Genomic DNA, 23,145 nt, shown 5'->3' on the forward strand with positions numbered 1-23,145 from the left:
GCGCAATTCACACCGCCGGGCTGCAATTCGCGCCCCGTGCATGCATTCCGTCGCACACCGGTGGCGGGTGCGGGCGGGCGCCGGCACAGTCCGCTCCATCGATTCCTTTCACCCCTCGACCTTCCAACCTTCCACGGAGTGCCGCCATGCTGATGCAAATCATCCTTCACACGCCCAAGTGGGTTTTCGCCGTGTTCTTCCTGCTGCTGTGGCTCGGTGCCCGGCAGCTGCTCACCAACGACGTGAGCCTGACCCGCGTCACGCTGATGCCCGTCGCCATGGGTGCCCTGTCGATCTACGGCGTGGTGTCGGTCTTCGGCGACTCCTTCGGGGCCCTGCTCGGCTGGGCTGCCGCCGCGGCGGTCATGGTGGCCCTGGTGCTGCAGCGCCCGCTGCCCGCCACCACCCGCTATGACGCCGCCGCGCGCCAGTTCCACGTGGCCGGCAGCCCGGTGCCGCTGATGCTCATGATGGGCATCTTCCTGACCAAGTACGTGGTGGGCGCCGCCCTGGCCATGCACCCCGAGTTGCGCCACCAGGCCACCCTGGCCATCGTGGTGCCCGTGCTGTACGGCGCCTTCAGCGGTGTCTTCGCGGCCCGCGCGGTGCGCCTGTGGAAGCTGGCCATCCGCACTGACGCTATGTCCGCCGCCGCCCGCGCCGCCTAAGATTCCAGAGCCACGACTTCCGGAACCCGCCACCATGAACGCGCTCTTGCTGATCCTCAAGATCTCCGTCACGGTGGTGCTCGTCGCATCCATTGCCGAGGCGCTGGTGCTGTCGTGGCGCAACGGCTGGCGCAGCTACGACTGGAAGGCCGCCGGCGTCTCGGTGTTCGACTTCCTGGTGCGCGAATACCCGTTGCGCTGGCTGCTGCCCCTGGCCTTCTGGACCGGCGCGATGGACTGGTTCTACGGCCACCGCCTCTTCACCCTGCCGATGGACCACTGGAGCGGCTGGGTCGCCTGCTTCATCGGCCAGGAGTTCTGCTACTACTGGTATCACCGCGCGGCGCACCGGGTGCGCTGGTTCTGGTGCACCCATTCCATCCACCATTCGCCGAACCAGCTGAACCTGTCGGCCGCCTACCGCTTCGGCTGGACCGGCCGCCTCACCGGCACGCTGGCCTTCTTCATGCTGGCACCGCTGCTGGGCATGCCGCCCCGGGTGATCCTGCTGATGCTCACGCTGAACCTGCTGTACCAGTTCTGGATCCACGCGACCTGGATTCCGCGCCTCGGCCCGCTCGAATGGGTGCTGAACACCCCCTCGGCCCACCGCGTGCACCACGCCTCCAACCTCGAATACCTGGATGGCAACTACGGCGGCGTGCTGATCGTGTTCGACCGCCTGTTCGGCACCTACATTCCCGAGCGCGCCGACCTGCCTTGCCGCTACGGGCTGGTGAACCCGGTCACCACCAACAACATCCTTGAGATCGAGTTCGGCCAGTGGCGCGCGTTGCTGCGCGACCTTGCCTCGGCCCGCTCGGTGCGCGCCTTCGTCGGCTACCTCGTGAAGCCGCCCGGCTGGAAGCCCGACGGGCCCGGCGACACCACCGAGGAGCTGCGGCAGCGCGCCGCCCTTCAGACTGCGCCGGCTGTCGCAGCCGCCACCGATTTCCTTCCTGTCCAATACAACAAGGAGCTGTCATGACTTCCTACGCATCTTCCGATTCCTCCCGCTCCGACATCGAACGCCTCGCCCGCCGCCGCGCCGGCGCGAAGATGGGCTGGTACATCCACGCCTTCGTCTACGTGCTGGTCAACGTCGGCCTCGTCACGATCTCGGCCGCCAACGGCCGCAGCTGGGCGATGTACCCGCTCATGGGCTGGGGGCTGGGGCTGCTGATCCACGGCGCCGTGGTCTGGTTCATCGCGCCCGGCGGCGGCTTCTACGACCGGCTGGTGGAGCGTGAACGCCGCGCCCTGGGCGGCGGGGACCGCCGGTGAGCGCTGAGCAGGCTGCTCCCACCGCACAACACAGGTTCAGCGCCGAGAACCTGAAGTCCATGCTGCGGCATGGACTGATCACCGCCGTCTTCAACTGCCTCATCGCCACCTTGCTGACCATCACCGGTGGGGACAACTGGGTCGCCCACATGGTGTATTCGATGTCGATCGGCATCGTGGCCTGGCTGTTCATCGACGGGGGCCGGCTTCTCATCAGCGGGCACCGCGAATCCCTCTGGCCCGAATGGCCGTGGGGCATGCTGCTGATCGCGGCGGGCGTGGCCGTCGGCTTCTTCGTCGGCAACCTCATCGGCGATGCCTGGGTCGGCGCGCCGACCTTCGACTTCCTCGAGCTCAAGGGCCACAAGCTGGCCACCGGCATCACGATCACCATCATCGCGGCGATCGGCATGAGCTTCTTCTTCTACAGCCTCGGCAAGAGCAAGCACTTGCAGGGCCAGATCGAACTGGCACAGCGCAACGCCACCGAGGCACGGCTGAAGCTGCTCGAAACGCAGCTGGAGCCGCACATGCTCTTCAACACGCTGGCCAACCTGCGCGTGCTGATCACCGTCGATCCGCCGCGCGCCGTGGCCATGCTCGACCGGCTCAACAGCTACCTGCGCATGACGCTGAGCGGCTCGCGTGCACTCTCGCACCCGCTGTCGGCCGAGTTCGAGCGGCTGGGCGACTACCTGGAACTGATGTCGGTGCGCATGGGCACGCGCCTTCGCTACACGCTCGACCTGCCGCAAGAGCTGCGCGATGCGCCCGTGCCGCCGCTGCTTCTGCAGCCGCTGGTGGAGAACAGCATCCGCCACGGACTGGAGCCGAAGGTCGAAGGCGGCGAGATCGTCGTGCGCGCGCGCCAGGAAGCGGGCCAGCTGGTGATCGAGGTGAACGACACGGGCGTGGGCCTCGATGCGGCGCCGCCCTCGGAGGGCAGCGGCTTCGGGCTGGAACAGGTGCGCGAGCGGCTTGCCACCGTCTACGGCGAGCGGGGCAGCATGAATATCGGACCTTCGCCCTCCGGCGGCACCAGCACCACGCTGAGCTTCCCGGCGCCCGCCTGAGTGCGAACACGCCACACAACAACGACAAGATGACAAATCCCACCGCCCTCATCGCAGAAGACGAGCCCCTGCTCGCCCAGGCCCTCAAGGCCGAACTGGCCGCCGCCTGGCCTGAGCTGCAGGTCGTCGCCATGGCCGGCGACGGCCGCAGCGCGGTGCGCGAGGCGCTGCGCCTCCTGCCGCAGGTGCTGTTCTTCGACATCCGCATGCCCGGCCTCGACGGCCTCGGCGCCGCCGCCGAACTGGCCGATTGCTGGCCCGCCGACGAAGCGCCCATGCCGCAACTGGTGTTCGTGACGGCATACGACGAATACGCCGCCCGTGCCTTCGAGGCCCAGGCCATCGACTACGTGCTCAAGCCGGTGCAGCCCGAACGCCTGCGCAAGACCGTGGCCCGGCTGCAACAGGCGCTGGCAGCCAGACAACCGGCGCCCTCCACGCCTGCCCTGGCCGACGCGGCGCTCGAGCAGACGCTCGCCCAGTGGCGCCAGGTGCTCGGCGCCGCCGGGGCCGGCGCAACCACGGCGGCACCGGCCCCGCTGCGCATGATCGCGGCCAGCGACGCCGGCGGCAGCACCGTGCGCATGGTGCCCATCGACGAAGTGCTGTACTTCGAGGCCGCCGACAAATACCTGCGAGTGCTGACCGCCACGCACGAATACCTGATCCGCACGCCGCTGAAGCAACTGCTGCCCCAGCTAGACCCCGACACCTTCTGGCAGGTGCACCGGGCGGTGGTGGTGCGCAGCTCGGCCATCGAGTCCGTGCACCGGGACGAGGCCGGCAAGCTGCATCTGATGCTGCGGGGCCGGAGCGAGAAGATCCCGGTCAGCCGCCTGTACGCCCATCTTTTTCGCGCCATGTGAAATTGGCGGGCGCGCGCCCAAAGAAAAAGCCGGCCCTTTCGGAGCCGGCTTTTTTCATTCAGTCACGAATGCCGTTGCGTTTTAGCGCCAGTGGCCATGACCGCGGTAGTAGCCACGACCGTAGTAGCGCGGGCCGTAATAGGCCGGCGGGCCGTAGTAGACCGGGGCCGGACGGTAGTAGACGGGCGGCGGCGGCGCGTAGTAGACGGGGGCCGGCGGTGCGTAATAGACAGGTGCCGGCGGCGCGTAGACCGGGGCCGGGTAGTAGGCGGGGCTGCCCACGCCCACTGCCACGCCTGGAACGCCGACGCCGATCGACCAGCTCACGTCGCTGCGGGCGCTGGCCGAAGTGGCGGCAAACAAAGCACCGGCTGCCACGACGCCCGCGGCGGCCCACTTGAAAAAGGTAGAACGTGTGAAGTTCATGATCCTGCACTCCTTGTTGGGTCGGGCTGCGTTCGGGTCCGAACCGCCCATGTGATGTATTGAACGCGGCAAATGCAAAGCGGGTGCACTCGGCATTGTGAAGAAAGTTGCCAAAGGTAACCCATAGGGGGCGCCCTCTAAAATGCCGCGATGACCTCCCCGACCGACAAAAGCGGCGCCAAGACGGCCGCCGCTCCGAGCAATTTCCTGCGCCACGTGATCGAGAACGACCTCGCACAGGGTGCCTATTCTGGCCGCAAGTGGGGCGGTTCGCCCGGCAACGCCGCTCATCATGCACAGGGCATGGTCGATCCGGCCAAGGTGCGCATGCGCTTTCCGCCCGAGCCCAACGGCTACCTGCACATCGGCCACGCCAAGAGCATCTGGCTCAACTTCGAGCTGGCCAAGGAATACGGCGGTGTGAGCCACCTGCGCTTCGACGACACCAACCCCGAGAAGGAAGACCAGGAATACGTCGACTCCATCCGCGACGCGGTGAAGTGGCTCGGCTACGAAACCTACCTGGCCGACCGCCCCAGCGCCCCCGGCACGCTGCAGCCGCATGAGTACTTTGCGAGCGACTACTTCGACTTCATGTACGAAGCCGCCGAATACCTCATCGGCGCCGGCCTGGCCTACGTCGACGAGCAGACCGCCGAGGAAGTGCGCGCGAACCGCGGCGACTTCAACACGCCCGGCACCGACAGCCCCTTCCGCACCCGCACGCCCGAGGAAAACCTCGCGCGCTTCCGTGCCATGCGCGACGGCCAGGTCGCCGACGGCGCCGCCATCCTGCGCGCCAAGATCGACATGGCCAGCACCAACATCAACATGCGCGACCCCGCGCTGTACCGCGTGCGCCGGGCCCACCACCACAACACGGGCGACAAGTGGTGCATCTACCCGATGTACACCTACGCGCACCCCATCGAAGACGCGCTGGAGCAGATCACCCACTCCATCTGCACGCTGGAGTTCGAAGACCAGCGCCCCTTCTACGACTGGCTGCTCGACCGCCTCGCCGAAGGCGGCCTCATCGCCAGCCCGCATCCGCGCCAGTACGAATTCGCGCGCCTCAACGTCACCCACGTGATGACCAGCAAGCGCAAGCTGCGCCAGCTGGTGGAAGAGAAGTACGTCGACGGCTGGGACGATCCCCGCATGCCCACCATCGCCGGCCTGCGCCGCCGCGGCTACACGCCCGAGGCGCTGCGCCTGTTCTGCGAGCGCAGCGGCACCACCAAGTCGGGCGGCTGGATCGACTACGCCAGCCTCGAGGCCGCGCTGCGCGACACGCTCGACCCGGTGGCGCCTCGCGCCATGGCCGTGCTCGACCCGGTCAAGCTCGTCATCACCAACTGGGGCGAGCTGATGGGTGGCGACGACGTGCTCGACGACTGCTCCGCGCCCGTGCACCCGCACCACCCCGAGATGGGCCAGCGCCACTTCAAGCTGGGCCGCGAGGTCTGGATCGAACGCACCGACTATGAGGAAGTGCAGCCCAAGGGCTTCTTCCGACTGTTCCCGGGCAACAAGGTACGGCTGAAGTACGGCCACGTCATCGAATGCATCGGCGGTACGAAGGACGCCGACGGCAAGCTGGTCGAAGTGCAGGCGAAGCTGGTGCCCGACACCAAGAGCGGTACGCCCGGTGCCGATGCGATCAAGGTGAAAGGCAACATCACCTGGGTGGCGGCAGCCGACGCGGTGCAGGCCGAAGTGCGGCTCTACGAGCGCCTTTTCGCCGAAGCCCATCCGGGCAGCGGCGAGCTGCTGGAGGAGCTGAACAAGCAGAGCCTGGAAGTTTGCGCGGCCTTCGTCGAGCCGTCGCTGGCCAAGGCTGAGCCCGGCGTGGGCATCCAGTTCGAACGGCACGGGTATTTCGTGCTCGACGCGAAGGCCAGCGGCATCGTCGGCAAGCCGGTGTTCAACCGGGCGGCTGGCATGCGCGACAGCTGGGGCAAGTAAGCCCCCTCTCTGTCTTTATTCGGGCCGCTTGTAGACCACGCCGATCACCGCGCTGTTTTCGTCGGTGGTGCACACGGCGGATCGCGCCTGCGGCCCGACTTTCAGGTTGACCGTATAGACGCCGTCGCGCGGCGTCGTGCCTTTGTCTGCCACGATGCTGCCCGGCGGTACGCGGAGTTCGCGCGCGGCCGCGGCCACGCAGTTCCTGACGCTGGCCTCGGGCGCACCGCCAACGCGGATGCCCGGGCTGTTGCATGCGGCCAGCAAAAGGCTTGCTGCCGCCATGCTCACGAAAAGGATGGAGCGTCGCATCGTCGTCATCGGGTTCTCCTGGGTGATGACCCGATTGGAGCCGCCAACTCCATCGAATGTTGCAGGACAGACCCGGGCTATCCTGTCGGCTCATGAATCGTCCGAGCCCTTCTCGTTCTTCTTCGCGCCTGATCCGCTTCAACAAGCCCTATGGCGTCCTCAGCCAGTTCACACCGGAGGGCCGCTGGCGCGGCCTGAAGGATTTCATCGACATTCCCGGCGTCTATGTCGCCGGCCGGCTCGATGCCGACAGCGAGGGCCTGCTGCTGCTCACCGACGACGGCAAGCTCCAGGCGCACATCGCCGATCCGCGCTTCAAGATGGAGAAGATCTACTGGGTGCAAGTCGAAGGCGTGCCCACCGAAGAGGCACTTGCCGCCCTGCGCGCGGGCGTGCAGCTCAACGACGGCCCCACGCGCCCCGCACGCGCGCGGCTTCTCGATCCGCCACCCGAAGTGTGGGAGCGCCAGCCGCCCATCCGTGAACGCAAGAGCATTCCCACCGCCTGGATCGAACTGGCGATCCGCGAGGGGCGCAACCGTCAGGTGCGGCGCATGACGGCGGCCGTGGGGCTGCCGACCCTGCGGCTGATCCGCGCGGCCATCGGCCCTCACACGCTCGACGGATTGGCACCCGGAACCTGGTGCGAATAGCGCGCGACACCCGAACTTCATCCGAACGAACCATCTCCCTGTCTTCATGAAGCACACGCAACCTCCTCTCCCCGATCTCGCCCCTGTCGTCCTGAGCCGCCGCAGCGCTGTGCTCGGCACCGTCGGCCTTCTTGCTGCGATGCACGCCGGCGCCGCAACCCAGACCAAGGCGAAGAAACAACCGGCGACGACACCCGACGTGTGGCCCCACGCATCGCAGGTGCCGGGCGGCGTGGCCCGCCTGTCGCTGGGCCCGTCGGCCAAGCGACCCCAGGCCTTCGCGGGCGACATCCCTGTGCTGGTGCTCGGCGACACCATCGAATGGACCGCCATCGTCGGCATCCCGCTGGTGACCGAGCCCGGCCAAGCGTCCATCACGGTGCGCGCCGAAGGCAAGCCCGAACGCCAGATCGCCTACACGGTCGCCCCGAAGCAATACCGCGAACAGCGCCTCACGGTGGCCCCGCGCACCGTCGACCTGTCGCCAGAGGACGAGGCGCGCTACGTCAAGGAGCGCGACCATCTCACCGGCGTGATGGCCACCCTCACCGACATGCGCCCCGACACCGTGCTGAAGATGCGCGTGCCAGTGCCCGGTCGCCGCTCCAGCTCGTTCGGCCTGCGCCGTGTATTCAATGGCCAGTCGCGCAATCCGCACAGCGGAATGGACATCGCCGCCGGCACCGGCACGCCGGTGCTTGCGCCGCTGCCCGGCAAGGTGATCGACACGGGAGACTATTTCTTCAACGGCGGCACCGTGTGGCTCGACCACGGCGGCGGACTGCTGACCATGTATTGCCACCTGAGCCGGGTGGATGTGAAGGTCGGCGATGCACTGAAGACTGGCGAGCCGCTGGCCGCCGTGGGCGCAACCGGGCGGGTGACGGGGCCGCACCTGCATTGGTCGGTGATGCTGAACCGGGCGATGGTGGATCCGGCGTTGTTCATTCCGGCCTGAGATCCAACGAGGAGCCACATTACACTCGGCCTCATGCGCCCCTCTGAAGCTCTGCTCCAGCATCGCGATCGCATCCGCGAGATCGCACTGAGTCACCACGTCAGCAGTGTGCGAGTGTTCGGTTCTGCTTTGCGCGGCGAAGACGGGCCCGACAGCGATCTCGATCTGCTGGTGGAGCCCACGGCGCAAACCACCCTGATGGACATCGGAGCCATCAGGTACGAACTGAAGAGCCTTCTGGGCATGGAAGTAGACGTGCTCACGCCCAACGGCCTGCCTCTCAAGTTTCGCGATCAGGTGCTGCGCGAGGCTGTACTGGTATGAGTCGACGAGATCCGCAACGTGTGGCGGATTACTTGAGCCATATCCTGCAAGCGATCGACAGTATTCACGACTACACGAACGGCGCTACCGCCGACAGTTATCTCGTCGACCGGAAAACACAGGATGCAGTGGTACGCAACTTGGAAGTGATCGGGGAAGCCAGCAACAACATCGTGAAGCACCATGCGGAATTCGCCAGTGCCCACACCGCCGTTCCCTGGCGTTTTGCCTACGAGATGCGCAACGCGCTTTCCCATGGCTACTTCACCATCGACCACACCATCGTCTGGCAAACCATCCAGCGCGATTTACCATCGCTTCGCGAGCAGATTGCGAAGCTTTTGGAATCCTGAGCCTTACCGCTCCATGAGCCGAGACGTCTGAAGACGTCGCTGCGCCACGCAATCAACGCCCGCACTAGCGGTGCATTGCGGGCGCGGCGGTCGTTTCTGCCGACCAGCCTCAGATCGGCTTGGTCAGATACACCGCCTCGCGCCCCACGATCGCGCGCTGGGCCGGCATGAAGATCGTGCAGTCGTCGCACAGCGCGCGAATCTCTTCGTCGCCATTGGTCGCGATCAGTTCGCCCTTGGCGAAGGTCTCGAAGCCGATCAGCGGGCGCACGAACGCGAAGTCCGGCGACTTGATGACGTGCGTCTGCAGCAGCTGGAAGCGCCGTTGCGGTTCGGGCGCCGGCGTGGCCGGATCCTTCTCGACGAGGCCGAAGTAGGCGAGGAAGTCGTAGGTCACGGCGGTGGCCATGTCCGACGCCGAACGCAGGAAGTGTTGGCCGCACTCGACCACCATCGCCACGCCCTTGCCCTCCGGGCCGCCGTGGCTGCCGTACTGGATGAGCGGCGTGCCCGAACCGAGTCCGTCGGGCATCACGAGGTGCACCGAGGGGCGGCCGATGGCCAGCGCGACCTTGGCGTTGCGCTCGAACGCTGGATACACCCAGAACGGCACGACGGGCTGGCTGGTCGAGTGGATGTCGAGGATGTGGTCGGCCGCCTCGACCACCGGGCGCAGGATGCGCGCGCGGCTCAGTTCGGGGCTGTCTTCGCTGCCGTCGAGCCATTCGGGCGACCAGATGCGGTTGAGGTTGTGCACGAGCTGCCGGCTGTCGAAGGGCAGCGCCTCGTTGAAGGACTCGTACGCCGCCACGTTGGCGAAGCTCACGGTGAGCGTGCCGATCTTCGGGCGCACGTCGTTGTCGAGCAGGTGCGTGGCCGCCGTCATGCCGCAGATCTCGTTTCCGTGCGTGAGCGCATTGATCAGCACGTGCGGGCCGGGCTTGCCGGACTCGAAGCGGTGCACGTAGTCGACGCCGACGTTGCCCTTGCGGTAGGCGGAAAGATCGCGCGGGAGGACTTCGAGGGCGGGGGGAGATTGGGTCATGTCGGCGTGGGAATTGAAGCGAAGCGGTCGGGCGAGTGTGCTACAGGGCGCGCATCCGCGCCGCCGTGCGCGGCAACACCAGCCCGCGCCGCTCAAGCTTCGGCCAACCGCTTACCGCACCTGCTGGTAGTCCACCGGCACCCAGACGTAGCCCTTGCCCTCGGCCCGCACGTGGCCCAGGCCCGGGAACGGCAGGTGCGCGCTGCCGACCAGGTAGCGCCCCTTGGCCGCATCGGCGTACGCCTTCTTGCGCTCCACGGCGGCGGGCTTCGAGTCGACGTCGAAGGAGATGGTGATCTGCGGCTGCGGGAACTGCACGGCGGCCACGTGCATCAGGTCGCCCCACAGCACCAGCTTCTGGCCCTTGGACTCGATCACGTAGATGTTGTGGCCGGGCGTGTGGCCATGGGCGGGCACGGCCTTGATGCCGGGCGCCAGCTCGGTGCCGCCCTTCATGCCCTTGAACTTGCCGGCTTCCACATACGGGTTCAGCGAGGCCATCGCGCCCTGGAAGAAGCCCTTCATCTCGGCGGAGGCCTTCTCGAGGTTGGCCTTGTTCAGCCAGAAGTCGGCGTCTTCCTGCCCGGCGTGGATGGTGGCGTTGGGGAACACCAGCTTGCCGTCCTGCACAAGGCCGCCGACGTGGTCGCCGTGCATGTGGGTGATGAGCACGTCGTCGACCTGATCGGGCTGGTAGCCGGCTGCCTTGAGGTTGGCCTGCAGGTTGCCGAGCGTGGGCCCGAAGAGGCCACCGGCACCGGTGTCGACCAGCACCAGCTTGCTGCCGGTGTTGATGAGGTAGCCGTTCACCGAGGTGGGCACGGCGTCCTTCTCGAAGCTGCGGTCGAGCAGCTTGCCGACCTGCGCCTGGGTGGTGTTGGTGAGCAGCTTCTTGGGCTCGAGGTCGAGGGTGCCGTCGAACAGCGCCGTTACTTCGAAGTCGCCGAGCATCGTGCGGTAGAAGCCCGGCGCCTGGGTCTTGACCTGCGGCGCGCCGGCCAGCGCCGCGGAAGAAAACGAAAGCATCAGCAGGCTGCCGGCCAGCGCGGCGATGCCCTGGCGCAGCCAGCGAGCGGGTGTTGTTGTCATGGTTCGGCTCCTCGGTGGTTTGAAGGGGCGCCGAGGATAGCCGAGGCTGGCCGGCCCTGCAGAACGCCTGCCTACCAGTTGACCTCGCGCTCCGGCGTAGCCGAGATGTGGTGGATCGACAGGTCCGCGCCGTCGTACTCCTCTTCCTGCGACAGCCGCAGCCCCACCGCCGCCTTCAGTGCGCCGTACACCGCCAGTCCCGCGAGAGCGGCCCAGGCCACACCCATGACGGTGCCGATGAGCTGCGCCCACACGTTCACGCCGCCAATGCCGCCCAGCGCCTGCGTGCCGAAGATGCCAGCCGCGATGCCGCCCCAGGTGCCGCACAGGCCGTGCAGCGGCCATACGCCGAGCACGTCGTCGATCTTCCATTTGTTCTGCGTGAGCGTGAACAGCTTGACGAAGATGCCCCCCGCCACGCCGCCCACCACCAGCGCGCCCAGCGGGTGCATCAGGTCGGAGCCGGCGCACACCGCCACGAGGCCGGCGAGCGGGCCGTTGTAGACGAAGCCCGGATCGTTCTTGCCCATGGCCAGCGCCACCAGCGTGCCCCCCACCATCGCCATCAGCGAGTTGACGGCCACAAGGCCCGAGATCTTGTCGATGCTCTGCGCGCTCATCACGTTGAAGCCGAACCAGCCCACGCACAGCACCCACGCGCCGAGGGCCAGGAACGGGATGTTCGACGGCGGATGCGCGCTCAGCGAGCCGTCGCCCCGGTAGCGGTTGCGCCGCGCGCCCAGCAGCAGCACGGCCGGCAGCGCCAGCCAGCCGCCCACGGCGTGCACCACCACCGAGCCGGCGAAGTCATGGAACTCGTGGCCGGTGAGCGAGGCGATCCAGCCCTGGATGCCGAAGTGCTTGTTCCAGGCGATGCCTTCGAACAGCGGGTAGACGAAGCCCACGATCACCGCCGTGGCGATCAGCTGCGGCCAGAACTTGGCGCGCTCGGCGATGCCGCCCGAAATGATGGCCGGGATGGCTGCGGCGAACGTCAGCAGGAAGAAGAACTTCACCAGCTCGTAGCCGCTCTTTGCCGACAGTTCGGTGGCGCTCACGAAGAAATGCGTGCCGTAGGCCACGCCGTAGCCCACCAGGAAGTACACGATGGTCGAGACCGAGAAGTCGACCAGGATCTTCACCAGCGCATTGACCTGGTTCTTCTTGCGCACGGTGCCGAGTTCGAGAAAGGCAAAGCCGGCGTGCATGGCCAGGACCATGATCGCGCCGAGAAGGATGAACAGCGCGTCTGCGCCCTGTTTGAGTGCGTCCATTGGAGCTTCTTGCTGATTTTGGTTTGAATTGGTGCGTCGCACCCGGATTGCCCGAGGCGGCCGGCCAATAAAGCAAAAATGGTGCCTGAAAGCTCTTTGATGGTGCGGAATGAACCAATAGCGGGCCATCCACGGCCCGCCACGCACCGGATCAGGCCACGCCGATGCCCGTTCGCAGCGCGTCGCGGTAGCGGCGGCTGCAGGGCACGGTGCTGCCGTCGTGCATGTGCAGCCGGGCGTCGCCGCCGTCCAGCGGCTCGATTTCCCTGATGCGCCCCAGGTTCACCGCATGGCTGCGGTGCACGCGCACGAAGAGCGCGGGGTCGAGCTGGGTCAGGAAGTCGGTCAGCGTGGCGCGCAGCAGGTAGTCATGGCCGTTGACGTGCAGGCCGACGTAGTTGCCCTCGGCCTGGAGCCAGTCGATGTCGGTAGCTGCAATGAGGAATTCGCGGCGCAGCTTGCGCACGAGGAAGCGTTCGGGGCGCACGGGCTGTGGTGGGGGCGTTTCCTGCATCGAGGGTTCGAATCCCTCCGCTTCCGCCAAAACCGGAGCCGGCGCGGCCCCGCTCTCCTCCGGCGCATCCAGCACCCGCGCCTCGCCCTGCAGGCGCAGCACGAACAGCCGGTAGGCCCAGATACCGAAGACGATGCTCGCGTACACCCGCACGTCCTTCAGGTACTCGTAGGTCCACTGGCCGGCCCAGCCCCAGAAGTCATAGCGCTCGCCGGCCACGGCGTAGACCAGCGCCCGCACCCCGAACATGCCCACCACGTGGACCACGCTGAACACCACGCTCGCCACCGCATGCCAGGCCAGGAAGCGCAGCAGATGGGTGCGCGCCAGCGGCGACAGCCGGCGCTCGACCAAGGCCAGCGCCGGAACCAGCAGCAGCAACACCAGGTGGCTCGAACCCTCCCAGGTCGCGACCTCCCAGTTGGGCCGGGGCACGGCCCGGGTGCGCATGTCGACGATCGCCACCATCGTGCTGAACGCGGCCTGCAGCGTCATCAGCACGATCCAGAAAGCCACCTCCACGGGGCGGCGGATCGGCTCGTAGCGTTCGTACAGGTTCTTGCGGGCGTCTCCCATGGCCGGGATTCTCCTGAAAACAGGCTTCGGGACGGCGAATTTCGTCCCTTTTCGTCCCTCATGGCCACCGCTCGTCACAAAGCGGGGGGCGATCCGTCCCCTGGCCGCGCCAATGAGAGTGGCCGGGCCGAGCATGGCGGCCTTTCCGATTCGAGGAACCGCTCATGACCGCTCATCCCATCCCGCCCGGCCACCGCCGCCACGACATCGACGCCCTGCGCGCGCTGGCCTTCCTGTTCGTCATCCTTTATCACGTCGGCATGTACTACGTGGCCGACTGGCCCTGGCACCTCAAGAGTCCGCACGCGGCCGAGTGGCTGCAATGGCCGATGCGCATATTGAATCTCTGGCGCATGGATCTGGTCTTTCTGATCTCGGGCGTGTCGCTGGGCTTCCTGAGCCGGGGCCAGGGCACCTGGGGCCTGCTGCGCAGCCGGGGGCTTCGGCTGATGCTGCCGCTGGCCTTCGGCATGGCGGTGATCGTGCCCTACCAGGCCTACGCGCAGGGCGTAGCCAACGGGCTGATCGCGCCGGGCTTCGGCGCCTTCCTGCTGCGCTACCTGTCGATGGCCGAGCCGTGGCCGAAGAAGGCCTTCGACGGCGCGGAATTCGGCATCACCTGGAACCACCTCTGGTACCTGCCCTACCTCTTCACCTACACGGCACTGGTCGCGCTGACGCTGCCGCTGTGGAATTCGGCCGCCGGCCAATGGGTGCGCCGCGCCTTCAACGGCCTGCGCGGCTGGAAGCTGCTGTTGCTTCCTGTTGTGCCGCTACTCGTCTTCACGATGCTGCTGGCCTCGCGCTTTCCGGCCACGCACAACCTGGTGCGCGACTTCCACCTGCACAGCCTCTACTTCACGATGTTCCTCTACGGCTACTGGATGGGCGTGGACACCGGCGTGTGGAAGGAACTGGAGCGGCTGCGCCGCGTGTCGCTCGCGCTGGCGGTCGCCGTCATCGCCACCTTCATCGCGCTGCGCGCCGGCGTGAAGGCTCCGCCCTCGGGCTTGCTGATGGACGTCCTGCGAATGCTCTACCTGTGGCTGGCCGTCGCGACCATCCTCGGCCACGGCCACCGATACCTGAACCGCCCGTGGCCTTGGCTGCGCTGGGCCAACGAGTCGGTCTACCCGTGGTACGTGCTGCACCAGACGCTGATCATCGTCGGCGTAAGCCTGCTGGCGCCGCTCGCGCTCGGCCCGGTAATCGAGCCCGCGCTGCTGGTGGCGCTGACGCTGCTCGGCTGCTGGCTGCTGACGGACGGGCTGATCCGCCGCACCAACCTGCTGCGGCCGCTCTTCGGGCTGAAGCTCAGGCGGCGGGCTCCGACTTCTTCTGTGGCGCGGAAGCAGGCTCTTCCACCGGAACCAGGATTGCGTTCCCCGTCGCCACGAGCTTGAGCGCATCGGCGCCTTCGCCCTGCGCATAGAGCTCCGCCACCGCGAACACCTGCTTGCGCCCGGCCTTCACCACCCGCCCGCGCGCCACGAAGGCGCGGCCGATGGCAGGCGAGATGCAGTTCACCGAGAAGTGCGACGCGAGCACGCGGCCCGCCACGGTGGCGGCCGCGTAGCCGCTCACGGTGTCGAGCATCGCGCCGATCATTCCGGCGTGCAGGAAGCCGGCGTACTGGCCCATGTCTTCCTCGCGCCAGTTCATGCGCAGTTCCGCTTCGCCGTTGGCGGCGCTCGTGACTTCGAAGCCGGCCCAGCGGTTGAAGGCGGCGGTCTTGTTGATGGCCTGGATGGTGTCGAGCATGAGTGTGTGTCCTTGTCCGGGGTTGGGTGGAAAGACGATGTGCCCACTCTATGAAGCACGCCCGGCATCCGCCGTCGCGCGCGCGACCGGAATCGCCGCGGCGGTTGCATTGGCGACAGCAATGCCGGACTCGGGAATTTTTTGACGATGCCTTAACCCCGTTCGCCGGGGTCGTCCGTATGAGCAGGGGTCATTCATCACTTCCGCTCCAAAGGCACTTCATGAAAGCATCGACTTCCGCCCTCCTCCGCGCCACCGCCGGTGCCGCCGTCCTGCTGGTACTGAGCCTCAGCGCCCAGGGGCAGGCAGCAACGCCGCAGGCCGTGGCGGCCGACTCGCGCATCACGCAGGTCAAGGTCTATCCCGGCAGCGCCACCGTGGAGCGCGTGGCGCGCGTCGCGGCCGGCGCCCGATCGGTCACTTTCGCCTGCCTGCCGGCGGGCCTGGACGTGCAGAGCCTGCAGGTGTCGGCCGATGCCTCGGTACGCATCGGCGAAACCTCGGTGCTCACCGAACAGCGCGAACTGTCGGCGCGCTGCTCGACCAGCCCGCTCGACGGCCGCATCCGCGAGCTCGAAGACCAGAAGGCCGCGTTGCAGGCCGAGAACGACGCGCTCGGCATGGTCACCGGCTACCTCAAGGGCCTGGCCGGCGGCAGCGGAAACGACGCCCCGGGCGCCCGCGCACCGATGGACGCGCGCAACCTCGCCGCGATGACCGATGCCATGCGTCGCACCGGGCAGGACTCGCTGCTCAAGCAGCACCAGATCCAGCGCAGGCAGACCGAGATCGACCGCCAGCTCAACCCGCTGCTGGCCGAACGCACTCGCACCCAGGGCAACGGAGGCCAGGTGACGGCCGTGACGGTGACGCTGGCCGCCGGCGCCGATGCCGACGTGAAGCTCAGCTACCAGGTCAACGGCCCGGGCTGGACGCCGACCTATCGCGCGCTGCTCGACACCACCACGCGCAAGGTGCGCATCGAGCGCCAGGCCCTGGTGGCGCAAGCCACGGGCGAGGACTGGCGCGGCGTGAAGCTGGTGCTTTCCACCGGCCAGCCGCGCCGCGAGACCACCGGCCGCCTGCCGGGCGCGTGGCGCATCGGCATCGAGCCGCCGCCGCGCCCGGCGGCCGAGATGGCCTACCCCGCCGCGCCGGCAGCGGCCATGGCGCCATCGCCCATCATGGCCAGCAAGTCCATGGACAGCCGCGAGCGCCGGGCGGAACCGCTGTTCGACGTGAGCGTGTTCGACAACAGCTTCGCCACCGAGTTTTCGGTGCCGCAGGCCATCGACGTGCCCTCCAACGGCCAGCGCGTGACGATGGCGCTGGGCCAGCACGAGGACACGGCCAAGCTCGCCGCACGCACCAGCCCGCGCGTGGACGCCAGCGCCTTCCTCGTCGCCGAACTCGACCAGCCCGCCGGCGTGTGGCCGGCCGGCCCCATGCAGCTGTACCGCGACGGCGCCTTCGTGGGCAGCGGCCGGTGGAATGCGCCGAGCGACACGCGCCTGACGCTATCCTTCGGCCGCGACGAACTGGTTCGCGTGCAGGCCGAGCCCGAGCGCGACAACCAGGGCACCGGCGGCTTCGCTGGTTCACGCGCCGAGCGCAAGGTGCAGCGCGCCTACGTGGTCGAGAACCGCCACCGCACGTCGATCGCCGTGCAGGTGCTAGAAGCCGCCCCGGTGTCGGTCGACGAGAAGGTGCGCGTGGCTTCGGAGTTCTCGCCGCAGCCCGCCGAGCTGGCATGGAACAAGCAGCCCGGCCTGGCCATGTGGCAACTCGACCTGGCGGCCGGCCAGACCGCGCGCGTGACGGCCGACTACACCATCGGCTATCCGAAGGACGCACGCCTGCAGATGCGCTGAGCAGGCACCTTCAGAAGTCGAACTTGGCCGACAGTTCGAAGGTACGCCGCGGCGCCAGCAGCACCTGCGAGGTCGCACGCCCCACCCAGGTGGCGTAGAGCTTGTCGGTCAGGTTGCGAACGCGGAAGCTCAGCAGCACGTTCTGCAGCCGGTAGCTCACCGCAGCGTCGAGCGTGGTGAAGCCGTTGATGCGGATCTGGTTGGCGTTGTCGGTGTACATGTGGCCGGCGTGGTTGAGCGAGGCGAAGTATTCGAACTTCGACCCGTCGGGCCGGTAGGTGGCGAACAGGTTGGCGACGCGCTCGGGCACGTTCGGCGGCGTCTTGCCCACGCGCGAGACGCCGCCGGCCTCGATCAGCGTGTCGTAGCGTGCGTCGAGCGCGGCGAGGTTGCCGGCCAATGTCCATTCGCGCGTCGGCCGCCACACGGTCGAGAGCTCGATGCCGCGCGACGACTGGCGCCCGTTGTTCACGGTGTTGCGGGCGTCGTTGGGGTCTCGCGAGAGCACGTTGTCGAGCGCGATCCTGTAGGCCGCCGCCGTCCACTCGAGGTTCGCCTCGGGAATGCTCTGCTTGAAGCCCACCTCGGCCTGCTTGCCGCGCGACATCGGGAACGCCGCGTTCGATGCCGACAGCAGGAACAGCGAGTTCACCGGCAGCGTGGCATTGGTGTACTGCGCGTACACGCTCGACTGCGGCGTGATGTCGTACACCGCGCCGATGCGGCCCGAGGTCGAGCTGTAGTTGGTGCCGAAGCGCGTGTAGCTGCCCATGTTCAGGTCGGCGATGCCGCGCTCGACTTCGGTGCGGTCGTAGCGCAGGCCGCCCACCAGCGTGAGGTTGCGCATCGGCTTCAGGGCGTCTTCCACGAAGACCGAACTCACCTTCACCTTCGCGCTGGTGTTGGTGCGGTTGCCGGCGCCCGTGCTGAGCGCAGGGTTCTCGTTGAACGGCGCCAGGTAGGGGTCGAACACCGGCACGCGCAGCAGGCCGGCCGTGGCGGCGCTGCTGTCGGAGAAGCGGCGCTGGCTGCCGAAGCGCGTCTCGCTGTATTCGCCGCCGACGACGAAGCGGTTGTCCATGCCGCCCAACGTGCCCTTGTGCGTGGCGTCGAAGCGGTTCAGCCAGAAGTCCTGGTCGTGCGTGATCAGCGTCTGGTCGCGCGCGATGTTGGTCGGCGCCACGAACACCGCGCTCTCGGAGTTGCGGAAGACGCGGTTCGCCTTGTTGGCCGAGAACTCGTTGCGCCACGACCAGCCGCCGTCGAGCTGGCCCGTTAGGCGCGCGCGCAGCCAGTAGGTTTCCGACGAATTCCTGTCGTCGGGCACGTTGTAGTTGTTGCGGATCAGGCGCCGGTCGATCACGCGGCCGTCGGGCGCACTGACCACGTTCGTCGGCTGCGTGGCGAAGCTGGCCGGCACCAGCGGCGTGCCCCAGTAGGCCTGGTTGTCGTCGCGCAGGTAGTCGAACGAAAGATCGAGCTTCACCGAGCCGCCGAAGTCGACCATCAGGCCGCTGGTGAAATGGTCGATGCGCTCGCCGTTGCGGTCGATGGTGCCGACCTTCGTGTCGTTGCGGCTGTAATCCAGCCGGTAGGCGCTGGCGTCGCCCAGCGCACCGCCGAAGCCGAAGGCGGCGCGGGTGGAGCCGTAGCTGCCGTACGAAAGCAGCGCCTCCTTGTTCGGGTTGTTGCGGTCGGGCCGCTTAGTCACGAAGTTGACGACACCGCCAATGGCGCCTTCGCCGTCGATCACCGAGGCCGGGCCCTTCAGCACTTCGATGCGCTCGTAGTTCCAGGTGTCCTGCACGCGGTTGGTCACGCCCGCACCGGAGCTGCGCACGCCGTCGTACAGGTACTGCAGGCTGGTGAAGCCACGCGTGGACAGCGTGGTCGGCGACGACGGCGGACCGCCGCCGGTGAGACCCGTCATGCCGCGCAGGGCCTCGCTGAAGGTGCGCGCGCCGCGCTGCTGGATGGCGTCCTGCGTGAGGATCTCGACGGAGGCCGGCGTCTCGCGCACCGAAAGCCCGAGGCGCGAGGCGGTACCGCTCGACTCCCCGAGATGAAGGCTGTTGGTCTCGCGGCTGCCCTCGACGGTGACGGTGCCGAGCTCCTTTCCCTCCTGCGCGTAGGAAACCTGGAATGCGGTGACTGCGGCCGCCGCCACGGCCGTGCGAATGAACATGGTCATTGGATTGCTTGCTTGAGATTGCAGTGAAAAAACGGGAGCGGCGGCTAGGCGACCGAGAAGCGGCGCAGGCGCCATGCGGCCAGGCCGAACAGCAGCAGGCTCGGCACCAGCAGCTGCAGCACGGCGAGCGCGGCCTGTCCGCGCACGAGGCTGGCGGGCTCTTCCTGCCAGGCGAATACGGGAATACGGTCGAAGTCGGCCGGTGCGAGCGCATCGCGCGCGTCGATGCGCGGGAAGAAGAAGCGCTTCCATGCCTCGTGATAGGCGACGGTCTGAGCCTCGAAGCGCGCCTGCCGACGCGTGCCGGTGCCGGCCAGCGCCGTCATGCCCTCGTAGGCCACTGCCGCAGGCGACACCGCGCTGAAGCGGGCCAGCAGCGCCTGCTGCCCGGCCTGCTGCGCATCGAAGCGATCGAGCTCGGGCTTGATCGCCTCGTCGACTTCCTTCTCGATCAGGTAGTTGCCCAGCAGCCGGCCGGCGATCTCGATCTTGCCGTCGCGCGGCACGAGGATCGCACCGCGGCCGACGTGCTGGTAGTCGGTGCTCATCAGGTCGGCGTGGCGCTTCATCGCCTCGGCCGTCACGATGCGCTGGCGCGTGGCCAGCTCGGTGCGCGACGGCGCGGGGCTGGCCTGCGTCACGGCCAGGTTCAGCAGCACCGGCGCCACCAGCACCAGCAGCACCCAGGCGATGACCAGCACCATCGCATTCGTCGCCGACGAGGCGCCGAACGCGTTGACCGCCACCACCAGCGCGAACCAGAAGAGCGCGTACGCACCCACCAGCAGCGCCCACCACCACAGCGCGGCGCCCGGCGAGCCGGCCAGGCCCGCCTGTCGTGCCACCAGCAGCACGGCCACCGGCAGCAGCACGGCGGGAGCCAGCAGCACCGCCGCGCGCACCGTGAGCTTGCCCGCGAGCAGCGTGCGCAGTCGCAGCGGTTGCGACAGCAGCAAGCGCAGCGTGCCGTTCTCGCGCTCGGCCGACAGCAGGTTGTAGCCCAGCGCGAAGATCAAGAGCGGCAGCAGGTAGACGATGACGAAGGCCAGGTCGAAATGCCCGCTCAGCAGATGCCACGGGCTCTCGATGTCGCTCGGGTTCATGAACACCACGCGGCTCTGGCCCGTGACCTTGAACTGGCTCGGGAACAGATCGCTCTGCCCCAGCGCGACCGGGCCCAGCGGCGCGGTCGGCAGGATCGCGTGGTGGCCGCCGTAGCCGCTGGCCATGCGCGAAGGATCGGCCGGGTTCTCGAAGGGCGTGGGCTGCGCGGTGCCGGCGAGGATGTTGTCGAGCAGCACACGCTGCGCTGCGCGGGCGTCACGGTCGGCCTGCGCCACTGCCGCCTGTGCGCGGTCGCGGCTCGCGGTCTGCAGCAGCCCGTTGCCGAGGGCATAGGCCACGAGCAGCAGGAAGAGCGCGCCAACAGCCCACAGCGTGCGTTCGGCGAGCATCAGGCGCCATTCCTGGCGCATCACGGACAGAAGGCGGCGGCCCTGTGGTGGATCGATGGAAATGGTCATGGTCATGCCTTGCCTGCTTCAGAGCGCGCGCTGGCGCGAGGCGGCGAAGGCGGCAAAGGCCGCCGCCAGCAGCAGGCCGGCACACAGCACGGCGAAGCTGCGCAGCTGGTGCCGCAGCGCCCAGCCCGAGTGCGGCAGGTGGTAGTCGAATGGCGGCACGGTCGCCCACAGGTCGGGTGCAGCCTGGTAGGCGAAATGGCGGTCGCCGAGCGGATCGGCATGCGCCACGAGGTCTTCGCTCATCAGGTCCTGGATATGGCGGCGGTGCAACTCGGCGGCGGTGGTGAAGCTGCGGTGGTGCGCGAAGTCGGTGCCGGCCATGCCCATCGAGAAACTGCGGACAGCGAGAATGGGCAGCAGCAGGCCGCTCCATTCCTGCACCGCCTGCTGCCGCTCCCAGGTGTCCCACAGGCGGCCGTAATGGCGGTCGTACACGGGGTAGGAGGCCTGGTCGTCCAGTCGCAGCGCGATGCCCCACTTGCTAAGCGGCACGTCGCGGCCCCAGCGCTCGGTGGAGCCGAAGTTCTTCTGCCACACCTCGTTGGACACGGTCTTGAGCTCTGCCCCCAGCGCCTGGTTGAACTCCAGCCTCGTCGGGCTGGGAAACCACGCGCGCGACAGCTCCGACAGCACGCGCGGCGCCATCACCGCCTGCGCGATCCACAGCGCCAGCAGCAGCGTGATCGCCATGCGCGAGGTCGACGAGAGCGCCGACACGCCGAGCACCACGAACACGAAGATGCCCAGGTACACGGCGTAGCCGAGCGACCAGGCGCCCAGCCTGAGCAGCGCGTCAAGCCGTTCGACCTCTCCCGCGCCGACGGCCACCGCCACGGCGGCGATGAGCGCGGCCGGCACCAGCAGCGCGGCCAGCGAGCCGGCCAGCGCGAACGCCTTGCCGCCCAGCAGCCGCAGCGGTGGTACGCCCAGGCTCAGCGTCTGCCGCAGGATGCCCTGCTCGCGCTCGCCGGCGAAGGCGTTGAAGCCCAGCACGATCACCAGCAGCGGCCCGAGCACCTGCAGGATCCAGCCGACCGAGAGATTGCCGAAGCGCTGCAGGCCGGTCGCGTCCTGCGCGGCATTGAACTTCACCTCGCTCTGGCGGTGCGCCTGCAGCCACACGGTGCTGCCGATGAAGGGGTTGATGCCCGCGTCGAGCATCGACAGAGCGGCCTCGGGCTTGAAGGCATGCATGCCCTGGTGCGCGGCGTCGTGCGGATGGCGGCGGTCCTGCCGCAGCCAGTCGCGGTAGTCCATGGCCTGCGCGGTGCGCTGCTCGGCCTGCGCGGCGCGTTGGTGTGCCCAGCCCACGGCCAGCGCGGTGAGCAGCAGCACGGCGACCAGTCCGCCGGCCCAGTAGAGGCGCCCGTCGCGCAGGCGTTCGAGGAATTCGCGGCGTGCGATCCAGCTCGTCAGCATGTCATGCCCTCATGTGCTGCAGGTAGAGGGACTGCAGGTCGGTGCGCGCGATCTGCGCTTCGCCGTCCAGGCTCTCGACGAGCCGGCCTCGCTTCATGATCCCGACGCGCGTGGCGGTCTGCTGCGCATGGAACAGGTCGTGCGTGGTGGTGAGCACGGCCACGCCGCTGTCGGCGGCGCGGCGCAGCAGGCCCGAGAACTCGCTGGCGGCCTGGGGATCGAGCCCCGAGGTGGGCTCGTCGAGCAGCAGCGCCTTGGCCTGCTTGGCCAGCGCCACCGCGATCCACACCTTCTGGCGCATGCCCTTCGAATACGCGGACACGCGCTTGTCGGCCGCGGCATGGTCGAGCCCCACCTGCGTCATCAACTCCAGCAGCCGCTCGCGCGGCAGCTCGCGGCCCAGCGCCAGGCCGGCGAAGAAGCGCAGGTTCTCCAGCCCCGAAAGCGGTCCGTACAGCGTGACCTGCTCGGGGATGTACGCCACGTGCTGCTTGGTGGCCACCGGGTGGCGCACCACGTCGATGCCGTTGATCTCGACCGTGCCGGCGCTCGGCTCGACGAAGTTCAGGAACAGGTTGATGGTCGTGGTCTTGCCCGCGCCGTTCGCGCCCAGCAGGCAGTAGATGTCGCCGGCGCGGATGTCGAGGTCGAGGCGGTCGAGCGCGGTGTGCGCGCCGTACTGCTTGGTGAGGCCATTGGCTCGGAGCATGGAAGGAACCCGGTATGAGAAGAAAGAAGACGAGCGCAGCCACGCGCCGGCGCATGCGCGCCGAAGCGATCGTTCGATGAGGGAGAAATCAGCGGTGCAGGCGCTTCAGCCGGGGCACCGCCCGGTGCGCGCGCTCAGCGCTTGTGCTTGTTCTTCGCGCCGCCCTGCCTTGCCTTGAAGCGCGGGTTCGACTTGCAGATGACGTAGGTGCGGCCGCGCCGCGTCACCACCTGGCAGTCGCGGTGGCGCTTCTTTGCTTCTTTGAGGGAGGACAGGACTTGCATGGTC

25 protein-coding genes and 1 tRNA gene are annotated in these 23,145 nt (G+C 67.9%); 14 read left to right on the forward strand and 12 right to left on the reverse strand.

All coding sequences use genetic code 11. The features are described 5' to 3' along the window. Positions 1–146: 146 nt before the first annotated feature. Genes EJO71_RS23265 through EJO71_RS23285 form a run of 5 tightly spaced genes read left to right on the forward strand, consistent with a single transcriptional unit; the run spans position 147 to position 3,891 of the window. On the forward strand, positions 147–668 hold the full coding sequence (locus tag EJO71_RS23265; protein ID WP_125951208.1) for a DUF6622 family protein: 522 nt from the start codon (positions 147–149) through the stop codon (positions 666–668). Between the two features lie 34 nt (positions 669–702). Then, the gene (locus tag EJO71_RS23270) at positions 703–1,656 is read left to right on the forward strand and encodes a sterol desaturase family protein (RefSeq protein ID WP_125951207.1); all 954 of its coding nucleotides are present in this window, start codon (positions 703–705) and stop codon (positions 1,654–1,656) included. Next, a complete protein-coding gene (locus tag EJO71_RS23275; RefSeq protein ID WP_125951206.1) occupies positions 1,653–1,952 on the forward strand; it encodes a 2TM domain-containing protein in 300 nt (99 codons plus the stop codon). The genes EJO71_RS23270 and EJO71_RS23275 overlap by 4 nt, the downstream gene beginning before the upstream one ends. A gap of 59 nt (positions 1,953–2,011) precedes the next feature. Next, on the forward strand, positions 2,012–3,025 hold the full coding sequence (locus tag EJO71_RS23280; protein WP_125951269.1) for a histidine kinase: 1,014 nt from the start codon (positions 2,012–2,014) through the stop codon (positions 3,023–3,025). Positions 3,026–3,054: 29 nt separating this feature from the next. Next, on the forward strand, positions 3,055–3,891 hold the full coding sequence (locus tag EJO71_RS23285) for a LytTR family DNA-binding domain-containing protein (protein WP_125951205.1): 837 nt from the start codon (positions 3,055–3,057) through the stop codon (positions 3,889–3,891). Between the two features lie 81 nt (positions 3,892–3,972). Here EJO71_RS23285 and EJO71_RS23290 read toward each other — a convergent pair whose 3' ends face one another. Next, on the reverse strand, positions 3,973–4,317 hold the full coding sequence (locus EJO71_RS23290; RefSeq protein WP_125951204.1) for a hypothetical protein: 345 nt from the start codon (positions 4,315–4,317) through the stop codon (positions 3,973–3,975). 150 nt (positions 4,318–4,467) lie between these two features. Between EJO71_RS23290 and EJO71_RS23295 the strand changes: the two genes are divergently transcribed. Further along, positions 4,468–6,285, forward strand: coding sequence for a glutamine--tRNA ligase/YqeY domain fusion protein (locus EJO71_RS23295; protein WP_125951203.1), 1,818 nt, complete (start codon positions 4,468–4,470; stop codon positions 6,283–6,285). A 15-nt stretch (positions 6,286–6,300) separates the two neighbouring features. Here the strand turns inward: EJO71_RS23295 and EJO71_RS23300 are convergent, their stop codons facing one another. Continuing rightward, a complete protein-coding gene (locus EJO71_RS23300; protein WP_240651498.1) occupies positions 6,301–6,606 on the reverse strand; it encodes a hypothetical protein in 306 nt (101 codons plus the stop codon). An 83-nt stretch (positions 6,607–6,689) separates the two neighbouring features. Here EJO71_RS23300 and EJO71_RS23305 point away from each other — a divergent pair, with 83 nt between their 5' ends. Genes EJO71_RS23305 through EJO71_RS23320 form a run of 4 tightly spaced genes read left to right on the forward strand, consistent with a single transcriptional unit; the run spans position 6,690 to position 8,885 of the window. Then, positions 6,690–7,250, forward strand: a complete 561-nt coding sequence (locus tag EJO71_RS23305; protein ID WP_125951202.1) for an rRNA large subunit pseudouridine synthase E — start codon at positions 6,690–6,692, stop codon at positions 7,248–7,250. Between the two features lie 46 nt (positions 7,251–7,296). Continuing rightward, positions 7,297–8,208: a M23 family metallopeptidase gene (locus EJO71_RS23310; RefSeq protein ID WP_171022417.1), complete on the forward strand. Its 912-nt coding sequence runs from the start codon at positions 7,297–7,299 to the stop codon at positions 8,206–8,208. Between the two features lie 33 nt (positions 8,209–8,241). After that, positions 8,242–8,532, forward strand: coding sequence for a nucleotidyltransferase family protein (locus EJO71_RS23315; RefSeq protein WP_125951201.1), 291 nt, complete (start codon positions 8,242–8,244; stop codon positions 8,530–8,532). Then, positions 8,529–8,885: a DUF86 domain-containing protein gene (locus EJO71_RS23320; protein WP_125951200.1), complete on the forward strand. Its 357-nt coding sequence runs from the start codon at positions 8,529–8,531 to the stop codon at positions 8,883–8,885. Before EJO71_RS23315 ends, EJO71_RS23320 begins: the two co-directional genes overlap by 4 nt. Positions 8,886–8,994: 109 nt before the next feature. On the opposite strand, the gene EJO71_RS23325 is transcribed toward EJO71_RS23320, so the two are convergent. The 4 genes from EJO71_RS23325 to EJO71_RS34410 form a co-directional block, all read right to left on the reverse strand. After that, the gene (locus tag EJO71_RS23325) at positions 8,995–9,930 is read right to left on the reverse strand and encodes a succinylglutamate desuccinylase/aspartoacylase family protein (RefSeq protein ID WP_125951199.1); all 936 of its coding nucleotides are present in this window, start codon (positions 9,928–9,930) and stop codon (positions 8,995–8,997) included. Positions 9,931–10,041: 111 nt separating this feature from the next. Next, entirely contained in the window at positions 10,042–11,019 is a 978-nt protein-coding gene (locus EJO71_RS23330; RefSeq protein WP_125951198.1) for an MBL fold metallo-hydrolase, read from the reverse strand. Between the two features lie 71 nt (positions 11,020–11,090). Next, positions 11,091–12,293 (reverse strand): ammonium transporter, encoded by a 1,203-nt coding sequence (locus tag EJO71_RS23335; protein ID WP_125951197.1) that lies wholly within the window; start codon positions 12,291–12,293, stop codon positions 11,091–11,093. A 151-nt stretch (positions 12,294–12,444) separates the two neighbouring features. Then, complete coding sequence (locus EJO71_RS34410) at positions 12,445–12,780, reverse strand: LytTR family DNA-binding domain-containing protein (protein WP_164546889.1); 336 nt, start codon at positions 12,778–12,780, stop codon at positions 12,445–12,447. Here EJO71_RS34410 and EJO71_RS34415 point away from each other — a divergent pair. From EJO71_RS34415 to EJO71_RS23345, 3 genes are all read left to right on the forward strand, one after another. Then, positions 12,762–12,836 (forward strand) — tRNA-OTHER (locus EJO71_RS34415). The genes EJO71_RS34410 and EJO71_RS34415 overlap by 19 nt on opposite strands. A 218-nt stretch (positions 12,837–13,054) precedes the next feature. Continuing rightward, positions 13,055–13,351 (forward strand): hypothetical protein, encoded by a 297-nt coding sequence (locus EJO71_RS34420; protein WP_164546888.1) that lies wholly within the window; start codon positions 13,055–13,057, stop codon positions 13,349–13,351. Between the two features lie 196 nt (positions 13,352–13,547). Beyond that, positions 13,548–14,786 (forward strand): acyltransferase family protein, encoded by a 1,239-nt coding sequence (locus EJO71_RS23345; RefSeq protein ID WP_125951195.1) that lies wholly within the window; start codon positions 13,548–13,550, stop codon positions 14,784–14,786. On the opposite strand, the gene EJO71_RS23350 is transcribed toward EJO71_RS23345, so the two are convergent. Continuing rightward, positions 14,698–15,144 (reverse strand): PaaI family thioesterase, encoded by a 447-nt coding sequence (locus EJO71_RS23350; RefSeq protein WP_125951194.1) that lies wholly within the window; start codon positions 15,142–15,144, stop codon positions 14,698–14,700. The two genes, EJO71_RS23345 and EJO71_RS23350, sit on opposite strands and share 89 nt — an antisense overlap. Before the next feature lie 221 nt (positions 15,145–15,365). On the opposite strand from EJO71_RS23350, the gene EJO71_RS23355 reads away from it, so the two are divergent. Further along, entirely contained in the window at positions 15,366–17,015 is a 1,650-nt protein-coding gene (locus EJO71_RS23355) for a DUF4139 domain-containing protein (protein ID WP_125951193.1), read from the forward strand. 10 nt (positions 17,016–17,025) lie between these two features. Here the strand turns inward: EJO71_RS23355 and EJO71_RS23360 are convergent, their stop codons facing one another. The 5 genes from EJO71_RS23360 to ykgO all read right to left on the reverse strand — a co-directional run bounded on the left by EJO71_RS23360 (position 17,026) and on the right by ykgO (position 23,141). Then, positions 17,026–19,206, reverse strand: coding sequence for a TonB-dependent receptor (locus EJO71_RS23360; protein WP_125951192.1), 2,181 nt, complete (start codon positions 19,204–19,206; stop codon positions 17,026–17,028). Positions 19,207–19,250: 44 nt separating this feature from the next. Further along, positions 19,251–20,729 (reverse strand): ABC transporter permease subunit, encoded by a 1,479-nt coding sequence (locus EJO71_RS23365; protein ID WP_125951266.1) that lies wholly within the window; start codon positions 20,727–20,729, stop codon positions 19,251–19,253. A gap of 18 nt (positions 20,730–20,747) precedes the next feature. After that, entirely contained in the window at positions 20,748–22,148 is a 1,401-nt protein-coding gene (locus EJO71_RS23370; RefSeq protein WP_171022418.1) for a DUF3526 domain-containing protein, read from the reverse strand. A gap of 1 nt (position 22,149) precedes the next feature. Then, positions 22,150–22,857: an ABC transporter ATP-binding protein gene (locus EJO71_RS23375; protein WP_125951191.1), complete on the reverse strand. Its 708-nt coding sequence runs from the start codon at positions 22,855–22,857 to the stop codon at positions 22,150–22,152. A gap of 134 nt (positions 22,858–22,991) precedes the next feature. After that, positions 22,992–23,141, reverse strand: coding sequence for a type B 50S ribosomal protein L36 (gene ykgO / locus EJO71_RS23380; protein WP_125951190.1), 150 nt, complete (start codon positions 23,139–23,141; stop codon positions 22,992–22,994). Positions 23,142–23,145: the final 4 nt, after the last annotated feature.

This window comes from Variovorax sp. 679 (genome assembly GCF_003952185.1).
In the GTDB taxonomy this organism is placed as follows: Bacteria; Pseudomonadota; Gammaproteobacteria; order Burkholderiales; family Burkholderiaceae_C; genus Variovorax.

Excerpts from the sequence above, each read along its gene's own strand:
- EJO71_RS23290 (WP_125951204.1), bottom strand. The coding sequence starts at position 4,317 with ATGAACTTCACACGTTCTACCTTTTTCAAGTGGGCCGCCGCGGGCGTC.
- EJO71_RS23310 (WP_171022417.1), top strand. The coding sequence starts at position 7,297 with ATGAAGCACACGCAACCTCCTCTCCCCGATCTCGCCCCTGTCGTCCTG.
- EJO71_RS23330 (WP_125951198.1), bottom strand. The coding sequence starts at position 11,019 with ATGACAACAACACCCGCTCGCTGGCTGCGCCAGGGCATCGCCGCGCTG.
- EJO71_RS23335 (WP_125951197.1), bottom strand. The coding sequence starts at position 12,293 with ATGGACGCACTCAAACAGGGCGCAGACGCGCTGTTCATCCTTCTCGGC.
- EJO71_RS23305 (WP_125951202.1), top strand. The coding sequence starts at position 6,690 with ATGAATCGTCCGAGCCCTTCTCGTTCTTCTTCGCGCCTGATCCGCTTC.
- EJO71_RS23280 (WP_125951269.1), top strand. The coding sequence starts at position 2,012 with ATGCTGCGGCATGGACTGATCACCGCCGTCTTCAACTGCCTCATCGCC.
- EJO71_RS23325 (WP_125951199.1), bottom strand. The coding sequence starts at position 9,930 with ATGACCCAATCTCCCCCCGCCCTCGAAGTCCTCCCGCGCGATCTTTCC.
- EJO71_RS34420 (WP_164546888.1), top strand. The coding sequence starts at position 13,055 with ATGCCCACCACGTGGACCACGCTGAACACCACGCTCGCCACCGCATGC.
- EJO71_RS23275 (WP_125951206.1), top strand. The coding sequence starts at position 1,653 with ATGACTTCCTACGCATCTTCCGATTCCTCCCGCTCCGACATCGAACGC.
- EJO71_RS23320 (WP_125951200.1), top strand. The coding sequence starts at position 8,529 with ATGAGTCGACGAGATCCGCAACGTGTGGCGGATTACTTGAGCCATATC.
- EJO71_RS23315 (WP_125951201.1), top strand. The coding sequence starts at position 8,242 with ATGCGCCCCTCTGAAGCTCTGCTCCAGCATCGCGATCGCATCCGCGAG.
- EJO71_RS23355 (WP_125951193.1), top strand. The coding sequence starts at position 15,366 with ATGAAAGCATCGACTTCCGCCCTCCTCCGCGCCACCGCCGGTGCCGCC.
- EJO71_RS23345 (WP_125951195.1), top strand. The coding sequence starts at position 13,548 with ATGACCGCTCATCCCATCCCGCCCGGCCACCGCCGCCACGACATCGAC.
- EJO71_RS23370 (WP_171022418.1), bottom strand. The coding sequence starts at position 22,148 with ATGCTGACGAGCTGGATCGCACGCCGCGAATTCCTCGAACGCCTGCGC.
- EJO71_RS23300 (WP_240651498.1), bottom strand. The coding sequence starts at position 6,606 with ATGACGACGATGCGACGCTCCATCCTTTTCGTGAGCATGGCGGCAGCA.
- EJO71_RS23375 (WP_125951191.1), bottom strand. The coding sequence starts at position 22,857 with ATGCTCCGAGCCAATGGCCTCACCAAGCAGTACGGCGCGCACACCGCG.
- EJO71_RS23265 (WP_125951208.1), top strand. The coding sequence starts at position 147 with ATGCTGATGCAAATCATCCTTCACACGCCCAAGTGGGTTTTCGCCGTG.
- EJO71_RS23270 (WP_125951207.1), top strand. The coding sequence starts at position 703 with ATGAACGCGCTCTTGCTGATCCTCAAGATCTCCGTCACGGTGGTGCTC.
- EJO71_RS23365 (WP_125951266.1), bottom strand. The coding sequence starts at position 20,729 with ATGACCATTTCCATCGATCCACCACAGGGCCGCCGCCTTCTGTCCGTG.
- EJO71_RS23295 (WP_125951203.1), top strand. The coding sequence starts at position 4,468 with ATGACCTCCCCGACCGACAAAAGCGGCGCCAAGACGGCCGCCGCTCCG.
- EJO71_RS23350 (WP_125951194.1), bottom strand. The coding sequence starts at position 15,144 with ATGCTCGACACCATCCAGGCCATCAACAAGACCGCCGCCTTCAACCGC.
- EJO71_RS23360 (WP_125951192.1), bottom strand. The coding sequence starts at position 19,206 with ATGACCATGTTCATTCGCACGGCCGTGGCGGCGGCCGCAGTCACCGCA.
- ykgO (WP_125951190.1), bottom strand. The coding sequence starts at position 23,141 with ATGCAAGTCCTGTCCTCCCTCAAAGAAGCAAAGAAGCGCCACCGCGAC.
- EJO71_RS23285 (WP_125951205.1), top strand. The coding sequence starts at position 3,055 with ATGACAAATCCCACCGCCCTCATCGCAGAAGACGAGCCCCTGCTCGCC.